General features: G+C 66.4%; 22 protein-coding genes. 13 read left to right on the plus strand and 9 right to left on the minus strand.

Annotated elements, in window-relative coordinates; all coding sequences use genetic code 11:
* Positions 1–189: 189 nt before the first annotated feature.
* The 4 genes from AVZ66_RS00385 (at position 190) to AVZ66_RS00390 (ending at position 2874) form a co-directional block, all read left to right on the plus strand.
* Positions 190–912, plus strand: a complete 723-nt coding sequence (locus AVZ66_RS00385; protein ID WP_058980721.1) for a hypothetical protein — start codon at positions 190–192, stop codon at positions 910–912.
* Positions 913–1260: 348 nt separating this feature from the next.
* Positions 1261–1896: an IS6 family transposase gene (locus AVZ66_RS15560; RefSeq protein WP_058984526.1), complete on the plus strand. Its 636-nt coding sequence runs from the start codon at positions 1261–1263 to the stop codon at positions 1894–1896.
* Between the two features lie 169 nt (positions 1897–2065).
* Positions 2066–2206, plus strand: a complete 141-nt coding sequence (locus tag AVZ66_RS16510; protein WP_197407699.1) for a hypothetical protein — start codon at positions 2066–2068, stop codon at positions 2204–2206.
* A 263-nt stretch (positions 2207–2469) separates the two neighbouring features.
* Positions 2470–2874: a hypothetical protein gene (locus tag AVZ66_RS00390; protein ID WP_058980722.1), complete on the plus strand. Its 405-nt coding sequence runs from the start codon at positions 2470–2472 to the stop codon at positions 2872–2874.
* 243 nt (positions 2875–3117) lie between these two features.
* Here AVZ66_RS00390 and AVZ66_RS00395 read toward each other — a convergent pair whose 3' ends face one another.
* Complete coding sequence (locus AVZ66_RS00395; protein WP_058980723.1) at positions 3118–3804, minus strand: DUF502 domain-containing protein; 687 nt, start codon at positions 3802–3804, stop codon at positions 3118–3120.
* A gap of 114 nt (positions 3805–3918) precedes the next feature.
* Here AVZ66_RS00395 and AVZ66_RS00400 point away from each other — a divergent pair, with 114 nt between their 5' ends.
* Positions 3919–4467: a hypothetical protein gene (locus AVZ66_RS00400; RefSeq protein WP_058980724.1), complete on the plus strand. Its 549-nt coding sequence runs from the start codon at positions 3919–3921 to the stop codon at positions 4465–4467.
* Here AVZ66_RS00400 and corA read toward each other — a convergent pair.
* The 3 genes from corA to AVZ66_RS00410 are packed head-to-tail and all read right to left on the minus strand — an operon-like array spanning position 4464 to position 6111.
* Positions 4464–5432, minus strand: coding sequence for a magnesium/cobalt transporter CorA (gene corA, locus AVZ66_RS00405; RefSeq protein ID WP_058980725.1), 969 nt, complete (start codon positions 5430–5432; stop codon positions 4464–4466). The genes AVZ66_RS00400 and corA overlap by 4 nt on opposite strands.
* Positions 5429–5593: a hypothetical protein gene (locus AVZ66_RS16515; RefSeq protein WP_197407700.1), complete on the minus strand. Its 165-nt coding sequence runs from the start codon at positions 5591–5593 to the stop codon at positions 5429–5431. Before AVZ66_RS16515 ends, corA begins: the two co-directional genes overlap by 4 nt.
* A 41-nt stretch (positions 5594–5634) precedes the next feature.
* Positions 5635–6111, minus strand: coding sequence for a deoxyuridine 5'-triphosphate nucleotidohydrolase (locus AVZ66_RS00410; RefSeq protein ID WP_058980727.1), 477 nt, complete (start codon positions 6109–6111; stop codon positions 5635–5637).
* 222 nt (positions 6112–6333) lie between these two features.
* Between AVZ66_RS00410 and AVZ66_RS00415 the strand changes: the two genes are divergently transcribed.
* The 6 genes from AVZ66_RS00415 to AVZ66_RS00440 all read left to right on the plus strand — a co-directional run bounded on the left by AVZ66_RS00415 (position 6334) and on the right by AVZ66_RS00440 (position 11604).
* Positions 6334–8319, plus strand: a complete 1986-nt coding sequence (locus AVZ66_RS00415; protein ID WP_058980729.1) for an aconitate hydratase — start codon at positions 6334–6336, stop codon at positions 8317–8319.
* 105 nt (positions 8320–8424) lie between these two features.
* On the plus strand, positions 8425–8928 hold the full coding sequence (locus AVZ66_RS00420; protein WP_058980731.1) for a GNAT family N-acetyltransferase: 504 nt from the start codon (positions 8425–8427) through the stop codon (positions 8926–8928).
* Positions 8929–9100: 172 nt separating this feature from the next.
* Positions 9101–9505 carry an IS200/IS605 family transposase gene (gene tnpA, locus AVZ66_RS00425; RefSeq protein WP_058980733.1) on the plus strand — a complete coding sequence of 135 codons (405 nt, stop codon included), beginning with the start codon at positions 9101–9103 and terminating at the stop codon, positions 9503–9505.
* A 1-nt stretch (position 9506) separates the two neighbouring features.
* The gene (locus AVZ66_RS00430; RefSeq protein WP_058980735.1) at positions 9507–10748 is read left to right on the plus strand and encodes an RNA-guided endonuclease TnpB family protein; all 1242 of its coding nucleotides are present in this window, start codon (positions 9507–9509) and stop codon (positions 10746–10748) included.
* A 37-nt stretch (positions 10749–10785) separates the two neighbouring features.
* Entirely contained in the window at positions 10786–11160 is a 375-nt protein-coding gene (locus AVZ66_RS00435) for a DUF5810 domain-containing protein (protein ID WP_058980736.1), read from the plus strand.
* 24 nt (positions 11161–11184) lie between these two features.
* Positions 11185–11604 (plus strand): DUF5809 family protein, encoded by a 420-nt coding sequence (locus tag AVZ66_RS00440; RefSeq protein ID WP_058980738.1) that lies wholly within the window; start codon positions 11185–11187, stop codon positions 11602–11604.
* A 1-nt stretch (position 11605) separates the two neighbouring features.
* On the opposite strand, the gene AVZ66_RS00445 is transcribed toward AVZ66_RS00440, so the two are convergent.
* Positions 11606–12043: a metal-dependent transcriptional regulator gene (locus AVZ66_RS00445; protein ID WP_058980740.1), complete on the minus strand. Its 438-nt coding sequence runs from the start codon at positions 12041–12043 to the stop codon at positions 11606–11608.
* Positions 12044–12135: 92 nt separating this feature from the next.
* Here AVZ66_RS00445 and AVZ66_RS00450 point away from each other — a divergent pair, with 92 nt between their 5' ends.
* Together AVZ66_RS00450 and AVZ66_RS00455 are read left to right on the plus strand one after the other, a co-directional pair.
* Positions 12136–12708 (plus strand): NUDIX hydrolase, encoded by a 573-nt coding sequence (locus AVZ66_RS00450; RefSeq protein WP_058980742.1) that lies wholly within the window; start codon positions 12136–12138, stop codon positions 12706–12708.
* Positions 12709–12763: 55 nt separating this feature from the next.
* Positions 12764–13135 carry a rhodanese-like domain-containing protein gene (locus tag AVZ66_RS00455; RefSeq protein WP_058980743.1) on the plus strand — a complete coding sequence of 124 codons (372 nt, stop codon included), beginning with the start codon at positions 12764–12766 and terminating at the stop codon, positions 13133–13135.
* Between the two features lie 90 nt (positions 13136–13225).
* Here AVZ66_RS00455 and yciH read toward each other — a convergent pair whose 3' ends face one another.
* The 4 genes from yciH to AVZ66_RS00475 are packed head-to-tail and all read right to left on the minus strand — an operon-like array spanning position 13226 to position 17770.
* Positions 13226–13519 (minus strand): stress response translation initiation inhibitor YciH, encoded by a 294-nt coding sequence (gene yciH / locus AVZ66_RS00460; protein WP_058980746.1) that lies wholly within the window; start codon positions 13517–13519, stop codon positions 13226–13228.
* A 34-nt stretch (positions 13520–13553) separates the two neighbouring features.
* Positions 13554–15746, minus strand: coding sequence for a DUF3488 and DUF4129 domain-containing transglutaminase family protein (locus AVZ66_RS00465; RefSeq protein WP_082678732.1), 2193 nt, complete (start codon positions 15744–15746; stop codon positions 13554–13556).
* Entirely contained in the window at positions 15743–16777 is a 1035-nt protein-coding gene (locus AVZ66_RS00470) for a DUF58 domain-containing protein (RefSeq protein WP_058980748.1), read from the minus strand. Before AVZ66_RS00470 ends, AVZ66_RS00465 begins: the two co-directional genes overlap by 4 nt.
* Positions 16778–17770, minus strand: a complete 993-nt coding sequence (locus AVZ66_RS00475) for a MoxR family ATPase (protein WP_058980749.1) — start codon at positions 17768–17770, stop codon at positions 16778–16780.
* Positions 17771–17801 lie beyond the last annotated feature (31 nt).

Genomic DNA, 17801 nt, shown 5'->3' on the forward strand with positions numbered 1-17801 from the left:
ACCACTCGATTTCTAGTGCGTAAGCCCGGCACACGTACAACCGGCGAACTTACGTTGTGCGTTCCCCTGACCGCAGGACTTTTGCACTACGCGCAGCAATAGCTATATCAAGGTGTTAGGTCACACGGGCACAATCTGGTTTGAAGTGTTCCGTGCCCGTGTGCTGCTGCACCTTTAGAGGTAACAGCAATGGCAAGGTTAGACTCCCAAGCGGATAAAGATGAGGACGTACCGCCGAAAGAAGAAATGGTGTACTGCGGTGAGTTCGAGCTACGTGAGTCGACGAAGGAGGTCGAAGACGAAATCGATGGGACGCTAACCATCACCGACGGTGAGCGCGCTGCAAGCGGCGCAAAGCCCGGCGAGTACATCTGGCTACGTGTCCAAAACGCCGACGGTGATGAGACCACCGTCCAGCGGAAACTGCACTCCAACGGACGCAGCGTCACACTCCCGCTCAAAGCACGTCAGCAGATCGGCGTTGCTCCGGGTGACACTGTGCGCTACTGGATTGACTCCACACCGGACACGGTCTCTACGCAGCCGGACTCGCCGTCGCCCAAACGGTCACAGGCGGATAGTGAGGAGTACGTACTGGACTTGGGCGCTGGTGGCCTGACGTACCACGTCGTCGACGCCGACAGCGAAGACGAAACGGTTTGCGGACTGGACTTGTCTGACCGTGATGTCCGTCGGTTCTCTGATCCGGGTGACGCCCTCGAGATTTGTGCAGAGTGTAATGTGCGTGCGTCCGCGGATATGAGCAATCGCGAGATTGTGCAATGGTTGGCGGACACGGTTGACGAGTTCTCGCCGTCGGGGAACAATCCGTCGTACCTGACTAAGGAACAGCTCGTGGCGCTCCGCGACCACATTCTTGAGCTGCGCGACGAGGTGGAGCGTGACGACTAGACGGTCGTTCGTGGGGTCTGTCGGCGGGATCGTAGCGTCAATAGCCGGCGGTGAGGTTGTGGCTACGGACGACGATGAGCCTCCACCAGCAGTTGCGGTTTGATTTGGCGCACTAGCCGCGTTCTTTGAGTTATCCACTCTTTGCCGGAGATGGGTGGGCTGATATTCGTCGTTCTGGTGCAGTATTCCGTGTCGTTGTACCAGTGGATGGGGGCGAACCTATCCTCGCTTAGCCTCCTCGACAAGGCGGTGAAGTCGTCGGTGGGTAGGAAGATGATTGCTCCTACGGATAGTGCGGTCGTGTTTAGTTAAGGCTGAAAAGTGAGGCGAGAGTGATTTCTGCTGTCTATGGCTGAAACCACTCGCCTCAGTGGCTGTAGCGACTGGATCGAGTTAGATTTTGTGGAGCGCGAGCGGACACCGAGCGAGCTGATGCAGCTTGGTATTCGACTTCATTTGGCTGGTCTCTCACTTTCGAATACAGTAAAAGAACTTGAGAAGTTCGGTGTCCAACGCTCGCGGAAAGCGGTCCATGATTGGGTACAGAAAGCTGATCTACAGCCCGCCAGCGACGCCAGCCCGGATCAGGTTGCGGTTGACGAAACGGTGATCCGTATCGACGGCCAGCAGTACTGGCTGTACGCTGCCGTCAATCCAGACTCGAACAAATTCCTGCACGTACGGCTGTTTCCGACGACAACAACGGCGTTGACTGAACGATTTCTGCAGGAATTACGCGAGAAACACGACGTCGAAGATGCCGTGTTTCTAGTTGATCACGCCCAGCACCTCAAAACAGCACTCCAGCGAGTCGGGCTCCGATTCCAAACCGTTCGTCATGGGAATCGGAATGCTGTCGAACGTGTTTTTCGAGAGATAAAACGACGGACTTCCTCGTTCAGTAATAGTTTCAGCCACGTCGAGCCAACAACAGCGGAATCGTGGTTGCAAGCCTTCGCCGTCTGGTGGAACTCGCTAAACTAAACACGATGGATAGTGCCGAGTAGAGTATCTCCGCACGCACACCGAGGAGTTGGACTTGGCGGGGGAGGTCGAGCGGTGGCGCGGTGACCTCCTGCAATACGGTACCGAGCAGTTGACGGGCGACTCGGGCGACCAGAAGGATTAACGACACGCGGCCTGTAGTGGTGGTATGGCGACCGAAGAGGGAGTCGAGTCGGAGTCGCCGCTCGATGCGGTGATGGAGGACATCCGCCACGAACTGGTACGGCGAGTGGCGGCCGCCGACCGGGAGGCGAACCGCGGCGTCTACGACGCGCTCGAAGACGAGTAGCCAGCCGTCGGTTCGCCGCTTCTCTTCGTCCAGTAGCAAGGACGCAGTGACCGATACGGGGCTTTTTCGCGTGAAACGACTCGCCGGACAGCTAGGACTTCTCAGGTATAATTCTCAGCTTCCACGTTTTGGCCGTCTCACGCCCGAAAGGCGATTCGTTCGTGTGTCGAACAAACGCCCTTCGCGCCCGCTTCTCAGCGATTCGATAGCGACCGTCGGAACTGGCAAACGATTTACTTGTCCGTGCGTCGTATCGGGCGAGTGTGAGTTGGCGCCGCTCGGCCCGTCGTCTCGTCGCGCTCGTCGTGTACTTCGCGACGTTCACGCTCGGCGCCGGGCTGTTCGCAATCGACCCGGTTCGCGTCCTGCTCGCCGTGCCGGTGCTGGCCGGCGTCGTGGTGCTCGGTCACGCGGTGAAAACAAGGCACCTCGACGCGGTCGGCGTCGCGATACTGTGGCTGTGGGGCGCTGTGCTGGCTCTCATCGTGAGTGGAGCGGTCGCCGAGACCGCGTTCCTGCTCCTGCACCGGGGTACACCGCCGCTAGTCGAACTGCCGGTGGTGCGCGCCGTCGGCACGGTCGCACTCGTCGCCGTTCCTCTCGCGGTCTACCTCCGCCGCGTCCGCCGGGACCGACGAGCGACGGGTTCGAGCGGACGCAACGACTGATACCGGCTCTCGGAATCCTCGGCTGCGCCCACTCCGGGGGCCGTCACAAGACACTTCGCGGGGGCGTCGAACCCGCACAGCGATGGCTTCTGGTCCCCCGCGTTCAAGTCCTCCACCCTCGGAGTCGTCTCCGCGTCGTTCGTCGCCGGTCCGAGAGGGCTGTTCGCCCTCTCGCCGGAAGCGGACGACTGAGCGGACGAGCCGGCGCCGCCGGCCCGCGGTGTGGTGAACGGTCGGTTCCGGTCAGTTCTCGTCGTCGGCGTCCGGTGCCACGCCCATCGCGGTGAGTTCGTCGTCGTCGAGTTCGATGGCGTCGCTCCCGGAGCCGTCGGCCATCCCCGTCGTCATGAGGATGCGGATGGCGGCGCGGACGCTGAGATCGGCGTCGTAGATTCGGCTCTCGGGGACGAGCAACAGCGAGCCCTGCGTGGGGTTCGGGCTTCCCGGGACGAAGACGTTGTGCGCGGGTTCGCCGGCGACGTCCGCGACGTCACGGGGGCTGTCGCCGGTCTGTAGGCCGAGTCGGTAGAGGCCGTCGCGCTCGTACTCGACGTACACCGCGGATTCGAAGTCCGAACTGCGCGAGGAGACGGAGTTGGCCATCTGCTTGATGCTCCCGTAGATGATGCGGAAGACGGGGACGAAGTTCACCAGTCGGCCGGTGCGCCCGAACACCCGCCGGCCGATTGGGCGCTTGGCGAACGCGCCGATGACGGTGACTGCGACGAGCAACACCGCGAGCGTGAGCAACTGCGCGAGCAGGTCGTTGTTCGCCGTGTACGTGGCGAGCCGCGTCCCCTCGACGATTGGTTGGAGTTGCCCCGCCAGCAGGTCCGTGGCGAACCGGAGGATGACGAGCGTCGCGACCAACGGCGCTACCAGCACTACTCCCGCCAGAAAACTGCTCTTCAGTGACTCCTTGAGCCGCATATCGCGAACGGGCGCGCTGCGGAGAAAAGTGTGGCGGTGGCCTCAGCCCGTGTCACCCGTGAAACCATATGTCAAACCTTATGTTGGTAGAGTAAGGTTATTACGTGAACACGAATGGGAGGGGAGGAGCCCACTGACGGTTCGCCACACGTCCTCGTCGCGGGTGCGGACGCGGCGGCCACGGACGCCGGCGTCCCGCCGTCGTCGAACGCGCTCGGCATCACCTACGAGACTGACGCTGAAACGTGGCTCGGGGAGTTTCGGGCCGACTGCGAGCGCACGGCCGTCGTGAGTGTCGGGGAGCACTCGCGGGCGGCCGCCGCCGCGACGCCCGACGCGGGTGTCGATCCGCCGGACAACCTCGACGCCGCTGCGACGAGCGCTGTCGAGACTGTCCCGGAGGTCACGGACGTCGCCAGCGTCGGCGTGCTCGTCAACGACTATCTGTCGGCGTGGGACGACGAGACGACCGTCTACGTCGACGACTTCTCCGTGCTGCTCGACCCCGCGCCCGCGGAGACGGCGTTCCGGTTCGCGCACGCGCTCACGTCGTGTACGGCCGCCAACGACGCCCGCGTCGTCGCCGGGTTCGACACCACCGACCAGCCACCGCACGTTCCTGCCACGTTCGCGGAACTGTTCGGGGATGTCCGTGAACCCTAGACCCAGTCCTCGCGGCGGAAGTACGCCACCAGTATCAGCGCCATCGCGCCCATGCCCACCATCACTGCGGGGTAGCTGTGCTCCCACGCGAGTTCGGGCATGTGCTCGAAGTTCATGCCGTAGACGCCCGCGACGAACGTCAACGGGAGGATGATGGTGGCGACGACGGTGAGCTTCTTCATCGCGTCGTTGGTGGACATCGACAGCGCGTTCAGGTAGATGTCGCGCGCGCCGCTGGTCAAATCCCGGTACGTCTCCACGAGGTCGACGAGCTGGACGAGGTGGTCGTAGACGTCCCGGTAGTACTTCTCGGCGTCCTCGCCGACCTGCTCGGGGTCGCCGCGCGCGAGCACGCCGATGGCTTCGCGGGTCGGCCACAGCAGCCGACGCACTGACAACAAATCCCGCCGGAGATCGTTGATGCGTTCGAGGACGTCCTCGCCGGCGGCATCCACGACTTCGTCCTCGACGACCTCGATGTCGTCCTCGATGTCGTCCAGAATCGCGAAGTAGTCGTCGACGATGCCGTCCAGACATCGGTACGCGGTGAAGTCCGCGCCCCGCGAGGCGAGTCGCGGTTCCTCGCGGTGGACGCGCGCCCAGACGTCGTCGAGGGTGTCGGTGCGTTCGGGTTCGACGGTGACCAGCCAGTCGTCCCCGAGGAAGAGGCCGACCTGTTCGACATGCAGTTCGTCCGCGAACGCGACGTCGCCGCGCTGCAGCGACGCCGCCTTCACGAGCACGAACGTGTGTCCGTCGAACTCCTCGACTTTCGGGCGGACGTCCCCGCGGACGTCCTCGACCTCCAGCGCGTGGACGTCGTAGGCGGCGGCGACGCGGTCCAGTTCGGCGTCGCTGGGGTCGGTGACGCGCACCCACGTCGTCCCCGGGGCGTCCCGCGCGGCTTCGAGGTCCGTCCACTCTGCGAGCCCGTCCGCCGTGTAGACGACGCAGTCGACGGTCACGCTTCGACCTCCCGGCCGGTAGTGATGCTCAACAGCGTGATGCCGACGATGAGCGCGGTGACGCTGAACGCCCGCCCCGGGTACGCGACGGCGGTGCCGGCGACGTAGCCCGCGACGCCCGCGGCGGTCGCGGCGGCGCCGGCCGCTCGCAGCCAGTGCATGCTGTGGTGCTCGCGGGCAGCCCCCAAAATACCCCCGCCGGCTACTCGACGCGCTCGCCCTGATAGGAGCCGTCGTAGGTGTCGGCGTGCTCGGCGTCCGCGAGGACGAGTTGGGCGACGCGCGCGCCGCGCTCTACCTCGATTTCGTGGTGGACCTGCAGTAGCCCCTCGCCGCGCCCAGTGTAGCCGGCGTCCCAGACGGCGGTGTTGAGCATGCAGGAGTTGCGCAGCAGCGACGAGCGCGGGTAGAGGAAGCCGACGTGGTCTTCGGGAATGGAGATGGTCTCGGCGTACTGGACGATGTAGCCGCCCGGCGACAGCGTGAACGTCTCTGCGCCGTCGACGGTCTCGACGTCGACTGGCTGGCGGTCGCCGATGGTCTTCCCGTCCTTGCCGATGCGGCCGGGTTCGCGCTGTTCGAAGACGGCTTCGACGGTGAGGTCGACGCCGTTCGGCTGGATCTGTTCCTCGGTGAGTGGCTCGATGTATTCGGCGACGAATGCGCCGCTCTCGTACATGGCGTTGGGGTCTGTCTCCCGGACCTATGCTCTGTCGATTCCCACGCCAGGACAGTCCATAGCCCGTCGTCGTCGAGTGCGAGTAATGTCGCCGAACTCGCATTATCTTTCGTGAGTATTGTTCACACGCTTCAAATTAGGTGTTAGGCCGCGTAATAGGAGAATTGGACGTTCCTGAAACACGCGGGATTTATAATCTTCGAAGGTGCATCTTCGGACGCTATGGGACAGACGATTACGGAGAAAATCCTCGACGACCACCTCGTCGAGGGCGACCTCGAGCCCGGTGAGGAAATCGGGATCGAGATCGACCAGACGCTCTCCCAGGACACCACTGGGACGATGGTCTGGCTGCAGTTCGAGGCCCTCGAGATGGACGAAGTCCAGACCGAGCTCGCGGCCCAGTACTGCGACCACCAGACTTATCAGTTCGACTTCAAGAACACGGACGACCACCGCTTCCTGCGCTCCGCGGCCGGTACGTACGGCGCGTACTTCTCCCGGCCCGGGAACGGCATCTGTCACAACGTCCACAAGGAGAACTTCGCCGCACCCGGCAAGACGCTCCTCGGTTCGGACAGCCACACGCCGACCCCCGGCGGGCTCGGTCAGCTCGCCATCGGCGCCGGTGGCATCGACATCGCCGTGGCGATGGGCGGCGGCGCCTACCACGTCGAGATGCCGGAAGTCGTCAACGTCCGCCTCGAAGGCGAGCTCCCCGAGTGGGCCACCGCCAAGGACGTCATCCTCGAGCTCCTCCGTCGCCTCTCCGTGAAGGGCGGCGTCGGCAAGGTGCTCGAATACACGGGTCCGGGCGTGGAGACGCTCTCGGTGCCCGAGCGCACCACCATCACGAACATGGGCACCGAACTGGGCGCCACCTCCTCCATCTTCCCGACCGACGAGAAGACCGAGGAGTGGCTCGCGCAGTTCGACCGCGAGGACGAGTTCGTCGACCTCGGCCCCGACGAGGACGCCGAGTACGCCGACGAAATCGTCGTCGACCTCTCGGACCTCGAACCGCTCGTCGCGAAACCGTCGATGCCCGACGAAGTCGTCCCCGTCCGCGAGGTCGAGGGCGAACAAGTCGAGCAGGTCATCGTCGGCTCCTGTACGAACGGCGCCTACGAGGACATCCTGCCGTCCGCGAAGATGCTCGAAGGCCGTCAGATCAACGCCGGCACCGAGATGATCGTCGCGCCCGGCTCCAAGCAGGCCTCCGAGATGCTCGCCCGTGAAGGCTGGACCGCCGAGATGATGGCGGCCGGCGTCAACTTCTCCGAGGCGACCTGCGGTGCCTGTATCGGCATCGGTCACGTTCCCGCCAGCGACTCCGTGTCGCTGCGGACGTTCAACCGGAACTTCGAGGGCCGCTCGGGCATCGAGGACGACTCGGTGTACCTCTGCTCGCCGGAAGTCGCCACCGCGGCGGCCATCACCGGCGAAATCGTGGACCCGCGCGACCTCGCCGACGAACTCGGCGACCTCGAAGCGCCCGGCTTCGAACTCGCGGACAAGTACTCCGCGGGCTACGGCGCCGACGACCCGGACATCATCACGCCCGACGAGGCCATCGACGACGACCTCATCAAGGGCCCGAACATCTCCAGTGTGCCGGTCAAAGACCCCATCGACGAGGACGTCTCCGGTGAGACGCTCCTGAAGATGGGCGACAACATCACGACCGACCACATCATCCCGGCGACCTCCGACATCCTGAAGTTCCGCTCGAACATCGAGCGGCTCTCGGAGTTCACGCTCTCGCGCATCGACGACACGTTCGCCGAGCGCGCGAAGGCGTCCGACCACGGCGTGCTCGTCGCGGGCGAGAACTACGGTCAGGGTTCCTCCCGCGAGCACGCGGCGATGTGCCCGATGTTCCTCGGCGTGGAAGCGGTGCTCGCACAGAGCTTCGCGCGCATCCACAAGGCCAACCTGTTCAACTTCGGCCTGATTCCGCTCACCATCGACGAGGAGACCTACGAGCGCATCGAGCAGGGCGACGACGTCGAAATCGTCGACGACGCCCGCGAGGGCGTCGAGTCCGGCCAGGAGGAGTTCACCATCCGCGTGAACGACGACTGGGAGGCCACCGCCTACCTCGACGCGTCCGAACGCGAGCGCCGCACGCTCGCGGCCGGCGGGAAGCTCTCGCTGACGAAGCAGCGCCACGGCGACAGTGGCGCGACGAGCTCCGCCGACGACTAACGCTCTCGACTTTCTCTCTCTCTTTGTTTTTGCGCGCCCAGCAGCGGCGCCGCGCGGAGTGCTGGGGCCGTAGCTCCTTTATCCGCGGTGTGCTTAGGGTGTGGCGTGACGACTGTCGCCCCGCCCGATTCGGAGACGGCTATCCGGCAGGCGACCCGCGCGGACCTGCTGGACGTCTTCGGCATCGAGAAACAGGTCTTCGACCAGCCGTGGCCGTACTCGGCGTTCGAGCGGCAGGTCGGGACGCCCGCGTTCCTCGTCAGCGAGACCGGCGGCCCCGTCGCCGCGGACGGTGAACTCACCGGCTTCGTCGTCGCGGACACGATTCCGAACCACCGCCAGCCGCTGGGCCACGTCAAGGACATCGCGGTGCGCCCCGACAGCCGCGGCGAGGGTATCGGCGCGGCGCTGCTGCAGCGCTCGCTGGTCGCGCTCGGGCGACAGGGCGTCCGCAGCGTGAAACTGGAAGTCCGGCGGAGCAACGACCCTGCGATGAACCTCTACGAGAACCACGGCTTCGAGTACCTGCGCACGCTCCCGCAGTACTACTCCGACGGCGAGGACGCCTACGTACTTGTGGCGAACCTCGAAGACCGTGACGCGTTTTAGCTGAATTGAGGCGCTAAGCCCCCTTCCTCAGCGAGCGCCGACCGAACGGGAGGCGCGAGCAGGGAGGGGATACAGCGCCGCACAGTTCTCATACACAATTCGGTGGCAGGCCTACAGGCCCACGCAATCACAACGGTTTTGCAATAGGGTAATATAGTATTGACCGAACCCAATGGAGTACGTCCTCGATTCGGGAGCGCATTCGACGTATTCCCTGCACTACCACCTGATACTCACCACGAAGTATCGGCGCGGAGTGCTCACCGAGGAGCGAACCCAATTCATTCGCGGGGTCATCAGCGGGTTCACGGACAACTACGGCGTCGAACTGACGAACCTCGACGGCGAGGACGACCACGTCCACATCCTGTTCCGAGCGAAACCCACCACGGACCTCGTGAAGTTCATCAACACGGTCAAGGGCGCGACCGCTCGCCGTATCCGCAACGAGTACGCGGACGAACTGAAGACCGAACTGTGGGGAGACTCGTTCTGGAACGACTCGTACTGCCTCATCTCAACAGGGCAGGTGTCGCTAGATGTGCTGAAACAGTACGTCGAAGACCAACGCGAGTAGAATGTACTACGCCTACAAGTACCGCCTCAAGCCGTCCAACGCCCACTACGAGGAGTTGGACCGCCACCGCGATATTTGTCGGCAGCTGTACAACCACACGCTCTACCGTCTCAACGAGTACCAAGACGAACACGGTGAACTGCCGTCCATGACCACGCTACGGTCGGAACTCCCCGACCTCAAGGGATGGTGGGACGACCTCTCGGACGTCTACTCGAAGGTACTCCAAACCGTCGTCGAACGGCTGTTCGATAACCTGAAAGGCCTCTCCAAGCTCAAGGAGAACGGCTACGGTGTCGGCCACCTCAAGTGGAAGCCCCCACGCGAGTATCGGAGTTTCACGTACAGTCAGTCTGGCTTCAAGCTCGACAAGAAGGGCGGTCAGGCTGTGCTGTCACTCTCGAAACTCGGAGACATCCCGATTCGGCTCCACCGCGCCATCCCCGACGACGCGAAACTCAAGCAGGTCACGGTTAAGAAGGAACCGACAGGCGAGTGGTTCGCCACCTTCGGCGTCCAAATGGACCGTGAACCGCCCGAACCACCTGAGAATCCCGATCAGTGCGTCGGTATCGATGTAGGAATTCTGAAGTACGCCCACGACACCGACGGCACGGCGGTCGGGTCGCTCGATCTTTCCGACGAGCGTGAACGCTTGGAGCGCGAGCAGCGGAAGCTCTCGCGGAAGCAATATGGGTCGAACAACTACGAGAAGCAACGGCGGCGCGTTGCGGAGTGTCACGCGGACCTCCGACGGAAGCGCCGCGACTTCTTGCACAAACTCTCGAACTACTACGCTCGCGAGTACGACCTCGTGGCGGTCGAAGACCTGAACGTGAAGGAGATGATGGAAAGTCCGTCGAACAGCCGCAACACTGCGTCTGCCGCGTGGCGGACGTTCCTCTTGTTGCTCGAATACAAGTGCGAGCGTGAAGGAACGCACTTCGTGGCGGTCAACCCGAGAGGAACGACCAAAGAGTGCGCGTCGTGCGGCGTTTCGACCGACAAGCCGTTGTGGGTCCGTGAACACGCCTGTCCCGCCTGCGGGTTTGAGGCGGACAGGGACGCGAATGCGGCATGGAACATTCTTTCTCGCGGTCTACAAGATGTAGGAGTGGGACACTCCGAACGAACGCCTGTGGAGACTGCGCTCCCTGTGGATACGCCTGTATCTGCAAAGCGCGTCGTGGAAGCAGGAAGCCCTACTCTACCGGAGCGAACGGCGTCAGCCGTGAGCGAGTAGGGTAGGGTATTTCACGCGGTAGCACCTCGCTGTTCGTATGGGCTACGAGTGTCCGGTCTGCGGCGTCGAGGAGGCGGACGGCGAACACCTCGCGAACCACCTCGCGTTCACGGCGCTGGTCCGCGGCGGCGACCACGAGTCGTGGCTCGACGAGAACGTCTCCGACTGGGAGGACCGCGACCCCGAGTCGCTGGCGCCCGACGTGACGCCGCACGCCGAGGAGACGGACACCGAGACGGTGACCGAGCCACACGGCCACGAGATGCCGGCGGTCGAACAGCGCGGCGACGTCGACCTCTCCGGGGAGGCCGCCGCAATTCTCGACGACGCGCAGGAACTCACCGAGGAGCTCCGCGAGTCCACGGTCACCGCCCCGGACACCGACGAGGACGACGACTCCGAAACCCAGTAGGGAGTGCGGGCCGACCGCACGGGTATGACAGAGACGCGTGGCGTACTCGCACCGCAGACCGAAGCGGCGGTCCGCGAGCGCTTCGAGGGCGTCGGGCCGGCCGCACAGACAGTCACCCGCGAAGTCGCTCGCGCGATGGAGCTCTCCAAGGAGGAGTACGACGAGCGCGTCACCAGCGACGTCGTGGGCGCCGCCCGCGAAGCTATGTTCGCGTCGCTGCTGGAAGTCTCGGTCGGCGACTACGAGGAGTTCGAGGCTGCGAGAGCCGACCACCCGGACGCAGACGTCCACGAGAACGGCAGCAGCGAGGTGGACAACGCTGCGTGGCACTACGTCCCGTTTGCGGACGCGCTGGTGGTGACGACGTTCCAGAACGAGCCCGACGCCGCCGTCGCGACGCTTCGCCGCATCGCGTTCAGCAAATTCTACGAGCCGGCGCTCTGAGCTACCGGGACACCTGAAACTCCGGACAGCACTCCGCGAAGTCAGCGTCGGGCGCCGAACACCGCCCCGTGCAGGGGTGGTCGATGTGGTGCTTGAGCGCGCGAGCGGCGTCCTCGGAGAGTGCGTCGCCGATGGACGCGCTGTCGACGCCGTCGAGACCGAGGTCGTCGCCCGTAAAGTTCTCGACGAGGCACTGCTTCCACATGAGTTCTCGCGTGACCGCCTCGCCGTCGCCGGTGAGCGTCGCGCCCTCGTAGCGCTCGTAGTCGACGAGGCCGCGCTCCGCGAAGTCCGCCACGCGCTCGGTGACCGTCGACGGGTCGACGCCCAGACGGTCGGCGACCTCCCCGGTCTTGGCGGGTCGCTCCTCGCGGGCCGACACGAGCAGGATAGCACTGAGATAGCGTCCCGCCGTCTTCGAGAGCTCTCCCCCACTCATCTCGCGTGTTCGTCCGCCCCTCGGAGGGAAAAGGCTGTTCCCGGCGGCCTGCGTCCCTGGAAGGCTTTGTGGGCGGGCGCGTACGGCCGGCTATGCGCGACCACGACTGGCCGGTCGTCGACGCCGTGACCGAGTACGAGACGAGCTGGTACGACGGCGGCTACGACCGCGTCGAACAGCCCGACGGCTCGCTGAAAGACTACTACTGGGCGGCCCTCCCGCCCGCGGTCGTCGTCGTCGCCGTCGACGACGGGGACGTGTTGTTCGTCGACCAGTACCGGCCGACGATTCGCGAGCAGTGCATGGAATTGGTTGCAGGAATCGTAGAGGAATCGAGTGAAGAAACAGCGGACGTCGCACCCACCCCGGACCGCGAGTCGTACGTCTCGGCTGGCCGCCGCGAACTCCGCGAGGAGACGGGCTACGAGGCCGACGACGTCCACTTTCTGGAGTCGTTCTGGACGGCGACGGGCGTGCTCCGGCACAAGCGCGGCATCGTCTTCGCCGAGGGGCTGACCGAAGTGGGGAACGACCTCGACGACAACGAATTCCTCTCCGTCGAGCGCGTGCCCGTCGAGGACGCCCTGTCGGTGGCGCGCGCACCGCCCGCCAACGACGCCACCATCGAGGGCTTGCTGTTGGCGCAGGCCGATGGCTACCTCTGACTCGCCCGTTTCCCCGACCGCAAGCCGTAACTCCGCGCAGACCCACCGAAGGGACATGGACGGCGAGATTTCCGCCGACGAACTCGAAGCGCTCCTCGACGACGGCGAGGACGTCCGCGTCGTCGACATCCGCCCGCGGGCGGCCTTCGAGCGCGGCCACATCCCGGACAGCGAGAACATCCCGTTCGGCGAACTCCCACAGTCCGTCGACCGGCTCGAAGGCGCCGACCGCGTTGTCACGGTCTGCCCGCACGGCCAAGCCAGCGTGCAGGCTGCGCGCCTCGTGCAGTCCTACGAGGGCCTCGGCGAGGACGCGCGCGTCGAGAGTCTCGCCAGCGGCATCACCGGCTGGGAGGGCGACGTCGTCGCCAGCGAATCCGACGACGAAGGCCCGGACACCGAATCACCGACCGAGTCTCCCTTCTGAGCGCTACGTCGTAGTTTTCGCGTTTGTCCTGCCCAGCGCTGCGGCTGTCGACGCGAGTGCAGTGAGAAGTGGTGGTCGTCGACGCGCGAGTTAGGCGACGTTGAAGCCTTTGTCGCGGAGGAAGTCCTCCACGCGCCCCGAGTGGTTGCCTTGGAGTTCGATTTCGCCGTCCTCGACAGTGCCGCCGCACGCGAACTTCGACTTGAGGTCCGACGACAGGCTGTCGAGGTCGACGTCGTTGGGGTCGAATCCTTCGATGACGGTAACTTCCTTTCCGTAGCGTCGCTCGTCGATGCGGATTTCGATTTGCTGGGACTCTTTAGCGACGTCTTCGCAGACGCAGAGTTCCTCGGGCAACCCGCACGTCGAGCACACCTCAGACATTACAGATGTGCGTACGAAATCCGCCTATTAAACACTATCGCCGAGGGGCGGGCAGGCGGCTGTTTTCGGCGGCCAGCGACCGCGCGAGCCGTCTCGCCTCGGCGGCGTCCTCGGCGTCGACGCGACCGGCGTACCGCGCTCGCTCCCGGAGGGCTGCGACCCGGCGGGCGCGCTCGTCGGTCGCCACGTCCGCGACGAAGCGCCGGACCGTCTCCCCGGGTTCGCGCTCGCGGTACCGGCGTTCGAGGACGTACTCCACGCGCTCGAAGGCGCCCTCGACTTCCGCGCGCGGGTCGCCGCGCGGCAGCCAACGCAGCCACACGGCCCGGTACGCGCGCTCGGTTGCCCCGGTGTATCGCGCCGTAGCGACGACGCCGGCGGCGAGCACGCCCCAGACCACGAGCTTCGACGCGGGCGGGAGCGTCGGGCCGCTACCGCCGCCCGGTGCCGTGTCCGGGCCGGTCGGTGCGGTCACATTCGCGGGGTCCGCACCGCCTTCGAGGTTCCCGACGCCGTACGCCGACTGCTCCGTCGGTGCGTCCGACTCGCCGCTCACGACCGTCTCGTCGGTCGCCGTCGTGGTCGTCGTAGTCGTGTCGTCCGACGGCGTCCACGTGCCGTTCTCGCTGCCCGCTGCGTCGACGCCCTCGGTCCCGTCGTCGCGAGCCGCCTCCACGCGCTCTTGCTCGACGCTCGTGCGCTCGGCGCTCGGTGTCGGATCGAAGCGCACCCACCCGCGGTCCGGCACGTACACTTCCACCCACGCGTGCGAGTCCAGCCCCCGCACCACCCACTCATCGTCGGCGACCTGCTGGCCGGGCGTGAAGCCCGTGACGAACCGCGCGGGCACGCCTTGCGAGCGCAGCATGACCGTCATCGCGCTCGCGAAGTACGTGCAGTAGCCCGGCGTCTCCCCGAGCACGAACGCCGTCACGAGGTCACCGTCGGGCTTGGGGGCGTCCAGCGAGTAGTTCTTGTTCACTTCCAGCCAGCCTTCGACGGCGACCGCTCGCTCGTAGTTCGAGTCCGCGCCAGCGGTCAGCGACGCCGCGAGGTCGACCACGCGGTCGTCCGTGCTGTCCGGCAACTGGCGGTACGTCGACGCCACGCTATCGGGCACTTCTCCGGTCTCGCGCGTGAGGACGGCGGAGTCGTTGACCGGCCGCCGGCTCTCGACCACGTAGCTGTCGCCTTCTCGAAGCGTCGGCCCGTCTACGAGGAGGCCGCCCTCGCTCACCTCGGCGTCGATGCCGCGCACCGACTGCGGGACGGCAGCGGACGGCAGCACGTCGAGCGTTCGCTCGGCGGTGACGCGCTGGCGGACGCGCTCCCCGGTCGGCGCCGGGAGCGGCGCCGAACCGACATCTGCGGTCCGCACCCACCCCTCGCCAGTGTACCGGTCGTAGACGCCCGCCCGGTAGTAGGACGAACTGTCGGCTTCGACGACGAACTGCACGCGCGGGTCGAGGTCGAGGCTGCCGCCGACGCCGACGTAGCTGTCCGCGCTCACGAGGCTGCTCGCGCTCGGATTCGACGACGACGCCGGGACGAGCGGCGACTGGCCGCCCGGCACCGCGGTCACCGTCGCGGACCCGACTATCATCACCGCGAGCACGACCGTCACCACCTGCGTCTGTCGCGCGCTCGCGGCGTGCTCGGCGAGCGTTCCGAACCCGAGCGCGCCCGCCGAGCCGAGCACCCCGACGAGCGTCGTGGTCGTTGTGCTGTCTCCGGTCAACACGAAGAATCCGAGCGTGGCGGCCGCGACCCCGGTCGCTCGCGCGTGCTGGCCCCGGAGCGCGAGGTACGCTGCGAGGAACGTCGGCGCTGGTGCGACTGCGGTCGCCCACGCGCCCGCGGCGGGCATCCGCAACACCGAGTACCCGGTCAGCAACGCGACCGCGTCTTCGACGACGCGCAGCGGCGACAGCGCGTCGAGGTACGCCGGTGGGACCGTCGACAGGTACAGCGCCAGTCCACCCACGAGTATCGCGGCCGCGAGACCGACCGCGTACGCGCTCGGGAGCGCCCGGAGCACGCCGGCCAGCGCGACTGCGCCGACCACCACCGCGACGAACAGCGTCGGGTCGCCGACCACGGTGACGACGCTGTACAGGACCGAGAGGTACGCCGCGACGACGACGGCGACGGAGCCACCTGTCGCCGCGTTCCGCCACGAGACAGTCCACTCGCCGCCCACAGCGGCCCGGACGCGCGCGGTGCTCACGCCGACACCTCCCCGCCCACTGGCTGCTCCCGGCGATCCGCGCGCTCCGGTCCGGCGCCGCTACCGACGAACTCCGCGTACCGGTAGTCCGTCCCGCCGACGGTGACCACGACGTGTTCGCCGCTCTCCGGCGCTCGCACGACCACGTCGGCGTCCTCGCGCAGGTGAGTTGGGAGCCGCCCGCGCTCGAACGCCGCGAGCGCGCCGAGCAACCGCCGTCGGTGCGGGTCGCCGTGCGCGGGTTCGACGCTCCCTGAGGCGGTCGCCACGCCGACGGCGACGCCCGCGTCGAGGAGGTGAACGGCCACGCTCGCGGCGGCCTCCGCGACGGAGTCCGCGCGCGGCCCGATTGCTTCGGCTGCGACCACTACGCGGTCGGTCGCGCCCTCGCCGGCGTACTCGGTGACCGCGAACTCGTTCGGTCGCTTCGCGGACGCCTTCCAGTTGACGTCCCGCAGCGGGTCGCCGCGCTCGTACTCGCGGACGCCCGCGAACTGCTCTCGGTCGTCGGTCACGCCCACGTACCCCGACAGCAGCGCCGCCGTGTCCCGGAGCGCGTGAACGCGCGGGAACACGGTCACTCGCTCCTGCGTGCCCGCGACGAAGCCGACGGTCCACAGCCCGAACGGGTCGGTCGCGCGCACCGAACACGGCCCGACGGAGTCCACGCCGCGCTCGGCTAGTTCGATGTCGTAGGTCAGTGTGCGGCCGTCGGTCTCCGAATTCCGCTCGCTGTCGCCTCGCAGACCGTCCGAGAGTCGGTCGCGTATCGTCGCCGGGTACGGCCGCGCCGCGTCCACGACCAGTTCGACGGTCCGCCGGTCGCCCTGGTAGCCCTCGCTGGGTGCGGTTCGCTCGACGGTCGGCTCCGAGAACGAGTGGACGTACAGCCGCGTCACCGCGAGGAGCGCGGCGGCCGGCACGACGACGGCGTTCAGGCTGCGGCCGCCGAACGCGTACCCGAGCGCCGCGCCGACCACGGCGACCGCGAGCACCGCCTTCCCGCGGCGCGTGAGCTTCGTCGACGCCATCTATTCCACGTCGACCCGCTGGAGCGCGCGCTGCACGAGCGTGCGCGCGGGCTCCCCGCCGAGCGTCCCACCGGCCTCCGCGCGGATGCGGTGCGCGAGCACTGGCTCGGCTTCCGCCTGTACGTCGTCGGGCACCACGTAGTCGCGGCCGTCGAGCACCGCCCGGCCCTGCGACGCCCGGAGGAGCGAAATCGAGCCCCGGGGGCTGACGCCGAGCGCGGCGTGGTCGCGGGTGTACCGCGCTAACTCCGTGACGTACTCCTTGACGGGACGGGCGACCTCCACGCCCGCGGTTGCGGCGCGGGCGCGGCGGAGGTCCTCGACCGACGCCACGGCCTCGATGTCGTCGATTGGGTGGCCGCCGACCGCGCGGTCCAGCACGTCGATTTCGCCCTCGCGGTCCGGGTAGCCCAGCCGGAGCTTCTTCATGAAGCGGTCCAGCTCCGCGACCGGCAGTTCGTACGCGCGGTCGCGCTCGACGGCGTTCTGCGTCGCCACCACGACGAACGGGTCCGGGAGCGCGCGCGTCTCCCCGTCCGCGGTCACCTGCGCCTCCTCCATCGCCTCCAGCAGCGACGACTGCGTCTTCGGGGGCGCGCGGTTGATTTCGTCCGCCAGCAGCACGTTCGCGAACACGGGACCGGGCTGGAACTCGAACTCCCGCGTCTTCTCGTTGAACACGTTCACGCCCGTGACGTCCGTCGGCAGCAAGTCGGGCGTGAACTGCACGCGCCGGAAGTCGCCGTCGAACGACCGCGCGACCGACCGCGCGAGCATCGTCTTCCCGACGCCGGGCACGTCTTCGAGGAGGACGTGACCGCCGCCGAGGACGGCGGTCAGAACGTGCTCGACGGCGTCGCGGTTGTCGACGATGACCGTCTCGATGTTCTCGACGACGCGGCCCGCGAGGTCGCTGGCGTCCGGGACCGACATCGCGGTCGTCGCGCCGCCCCGCGAATCGGCGACGGTGTGGGTGTCGTGTGCATCTGTCATGGTGTGCGAGCGCCGGGCGGCGGTCGTCAGT

The organism is Halobacterium sp. CBA1132 (assembly GCF_001485535.1).
Classification (GTDB): domain Archaea; phylum Halobacteriota; class Halobacteria; order Halobacteriales; family Halobacteriaceae; genus Halobacterium.

Coding starts and splice junctions, on each gene's coding strand:
- yciH (WP_058980746.1), bottom strand. CDS start 13,519: ATGTCTGAGGTGTGCTCGACGTGCGGGTTGCCCGAGGAACTCTGCGTC.
- AVZ66_RS00455 (WP_058980743.1), top strand. CDS start 12,764: ATGGACGGCGAGATTTCCGCCGACGAACTCGAAGCGCTCCTCGACGAC.
- AVZ66_RS16510 (WP_197407699.1), top strand. CDS start 2,066: ATGGCGACCGAAGAGGGAGTCGAGTCGGAGTCGCCGCTCGATGCGGTG.
- AVZ66_RS00435 (WP_058980736.1), top strand. CDS start 10,786: ATGGGCTACGAGTGTCCGGTCTGCGGCGTCGAGGAGGCGGACGGCGAA.
- AVZ66_RS00410 (WP_058980727.1), bottom strand. CDS start 6,111: ATGTACGAGAGCGGCGCATTCGTCGCCGAATACATCGAGCCACTCACC.
- AVZ66_RS15560 (WP_058984526.1), top strand. CDS start 1,261: ATGGCTGAAACCACTCGCCTCAGTGGCTGTAGCGACTGGATCGAGTTA.
- AVZ66_RS00445 (WP_058980740.1), bottom strand. CDS start 12,043: ATGAGTGGGGGAGAGCTCTCGAAGACGGCGGGACGCTATCTCAGTGCT.
- AVZ66_RS00395 (WP_058980723.1), bottom strand. CDS start 3,804: ATGCGGCTCAAGGAGTCACTGAAGAGCAGTTTTCTGGCGGGAGTAGTG.
- AVZ66_RS00470 (WP_058980748.1), bottom strand. CDS start 16,777: ATGGCGTCGACGAAGCTCACGCGCCGCGGGAAGGCGGTGCTCGCGGTC.
- AVZ66_RS16515 (WP_197407700.1), bottom strand. CDS start 5,593: ATGCACTGGCTGCGAGCGGCCGGCGCCGCCGCGACCGCCGCGGGCGTC.
- AVZ66_RS00440 (WP_058980738.1), top strand. CDS start 11,185: ATGACAGAGACGCGTGGCGTACTCGCACCGCAGACCGAAGCGGCGGTC.
- AVZ66_RS00385 (WP_058980721.1), top strand. CDS start 190: ATGGCAAGGTTAGACTCCCAAGCGGATAAAGATGAGGACGTACCGCCG.
- AVZ66_RS00450 (WP_058980742.1), top strand. CDS start 12,136: ATGCGCGACCACGACTGGCCGGTCGTCGACGCCGTGACCGAGTACGAG.
- AVZ66_RS00430 (WP_058980735.1), top strand. CDS start 9,507: ATGTACTACGCCTACAAGTACCGCCTCAAGCCGTCCAACGCCCACTAC.
- AVZ66_RS00400 (WP_058980724.1), top strand. CDS start 3,919: ATGGGAGGGGAGGAGCCCACTGACGGTTCGCCACACGTCCTCGTCGCG.
- AVZ66_RS00415 (WP_058980729.1), top strand. CDS start 6,334: ATGGGACAGACGATTACGGAGAAAATCCTCGACGACCACCTCGTCGAG.
- AVZ66_RS00475 (WP_058980749.1), bottom strand. CDS start 17,770: ATGACAGATGCACACGACACCCACACCGTCGCCGATTCGCGGGGCGGC.
- tnpA (WP_058980733.1), top strand. CDS start 9,101: ATGGAGTACGTCCTCGATTCGGGAGCGCATTCGACGTATTCCCTGCAC.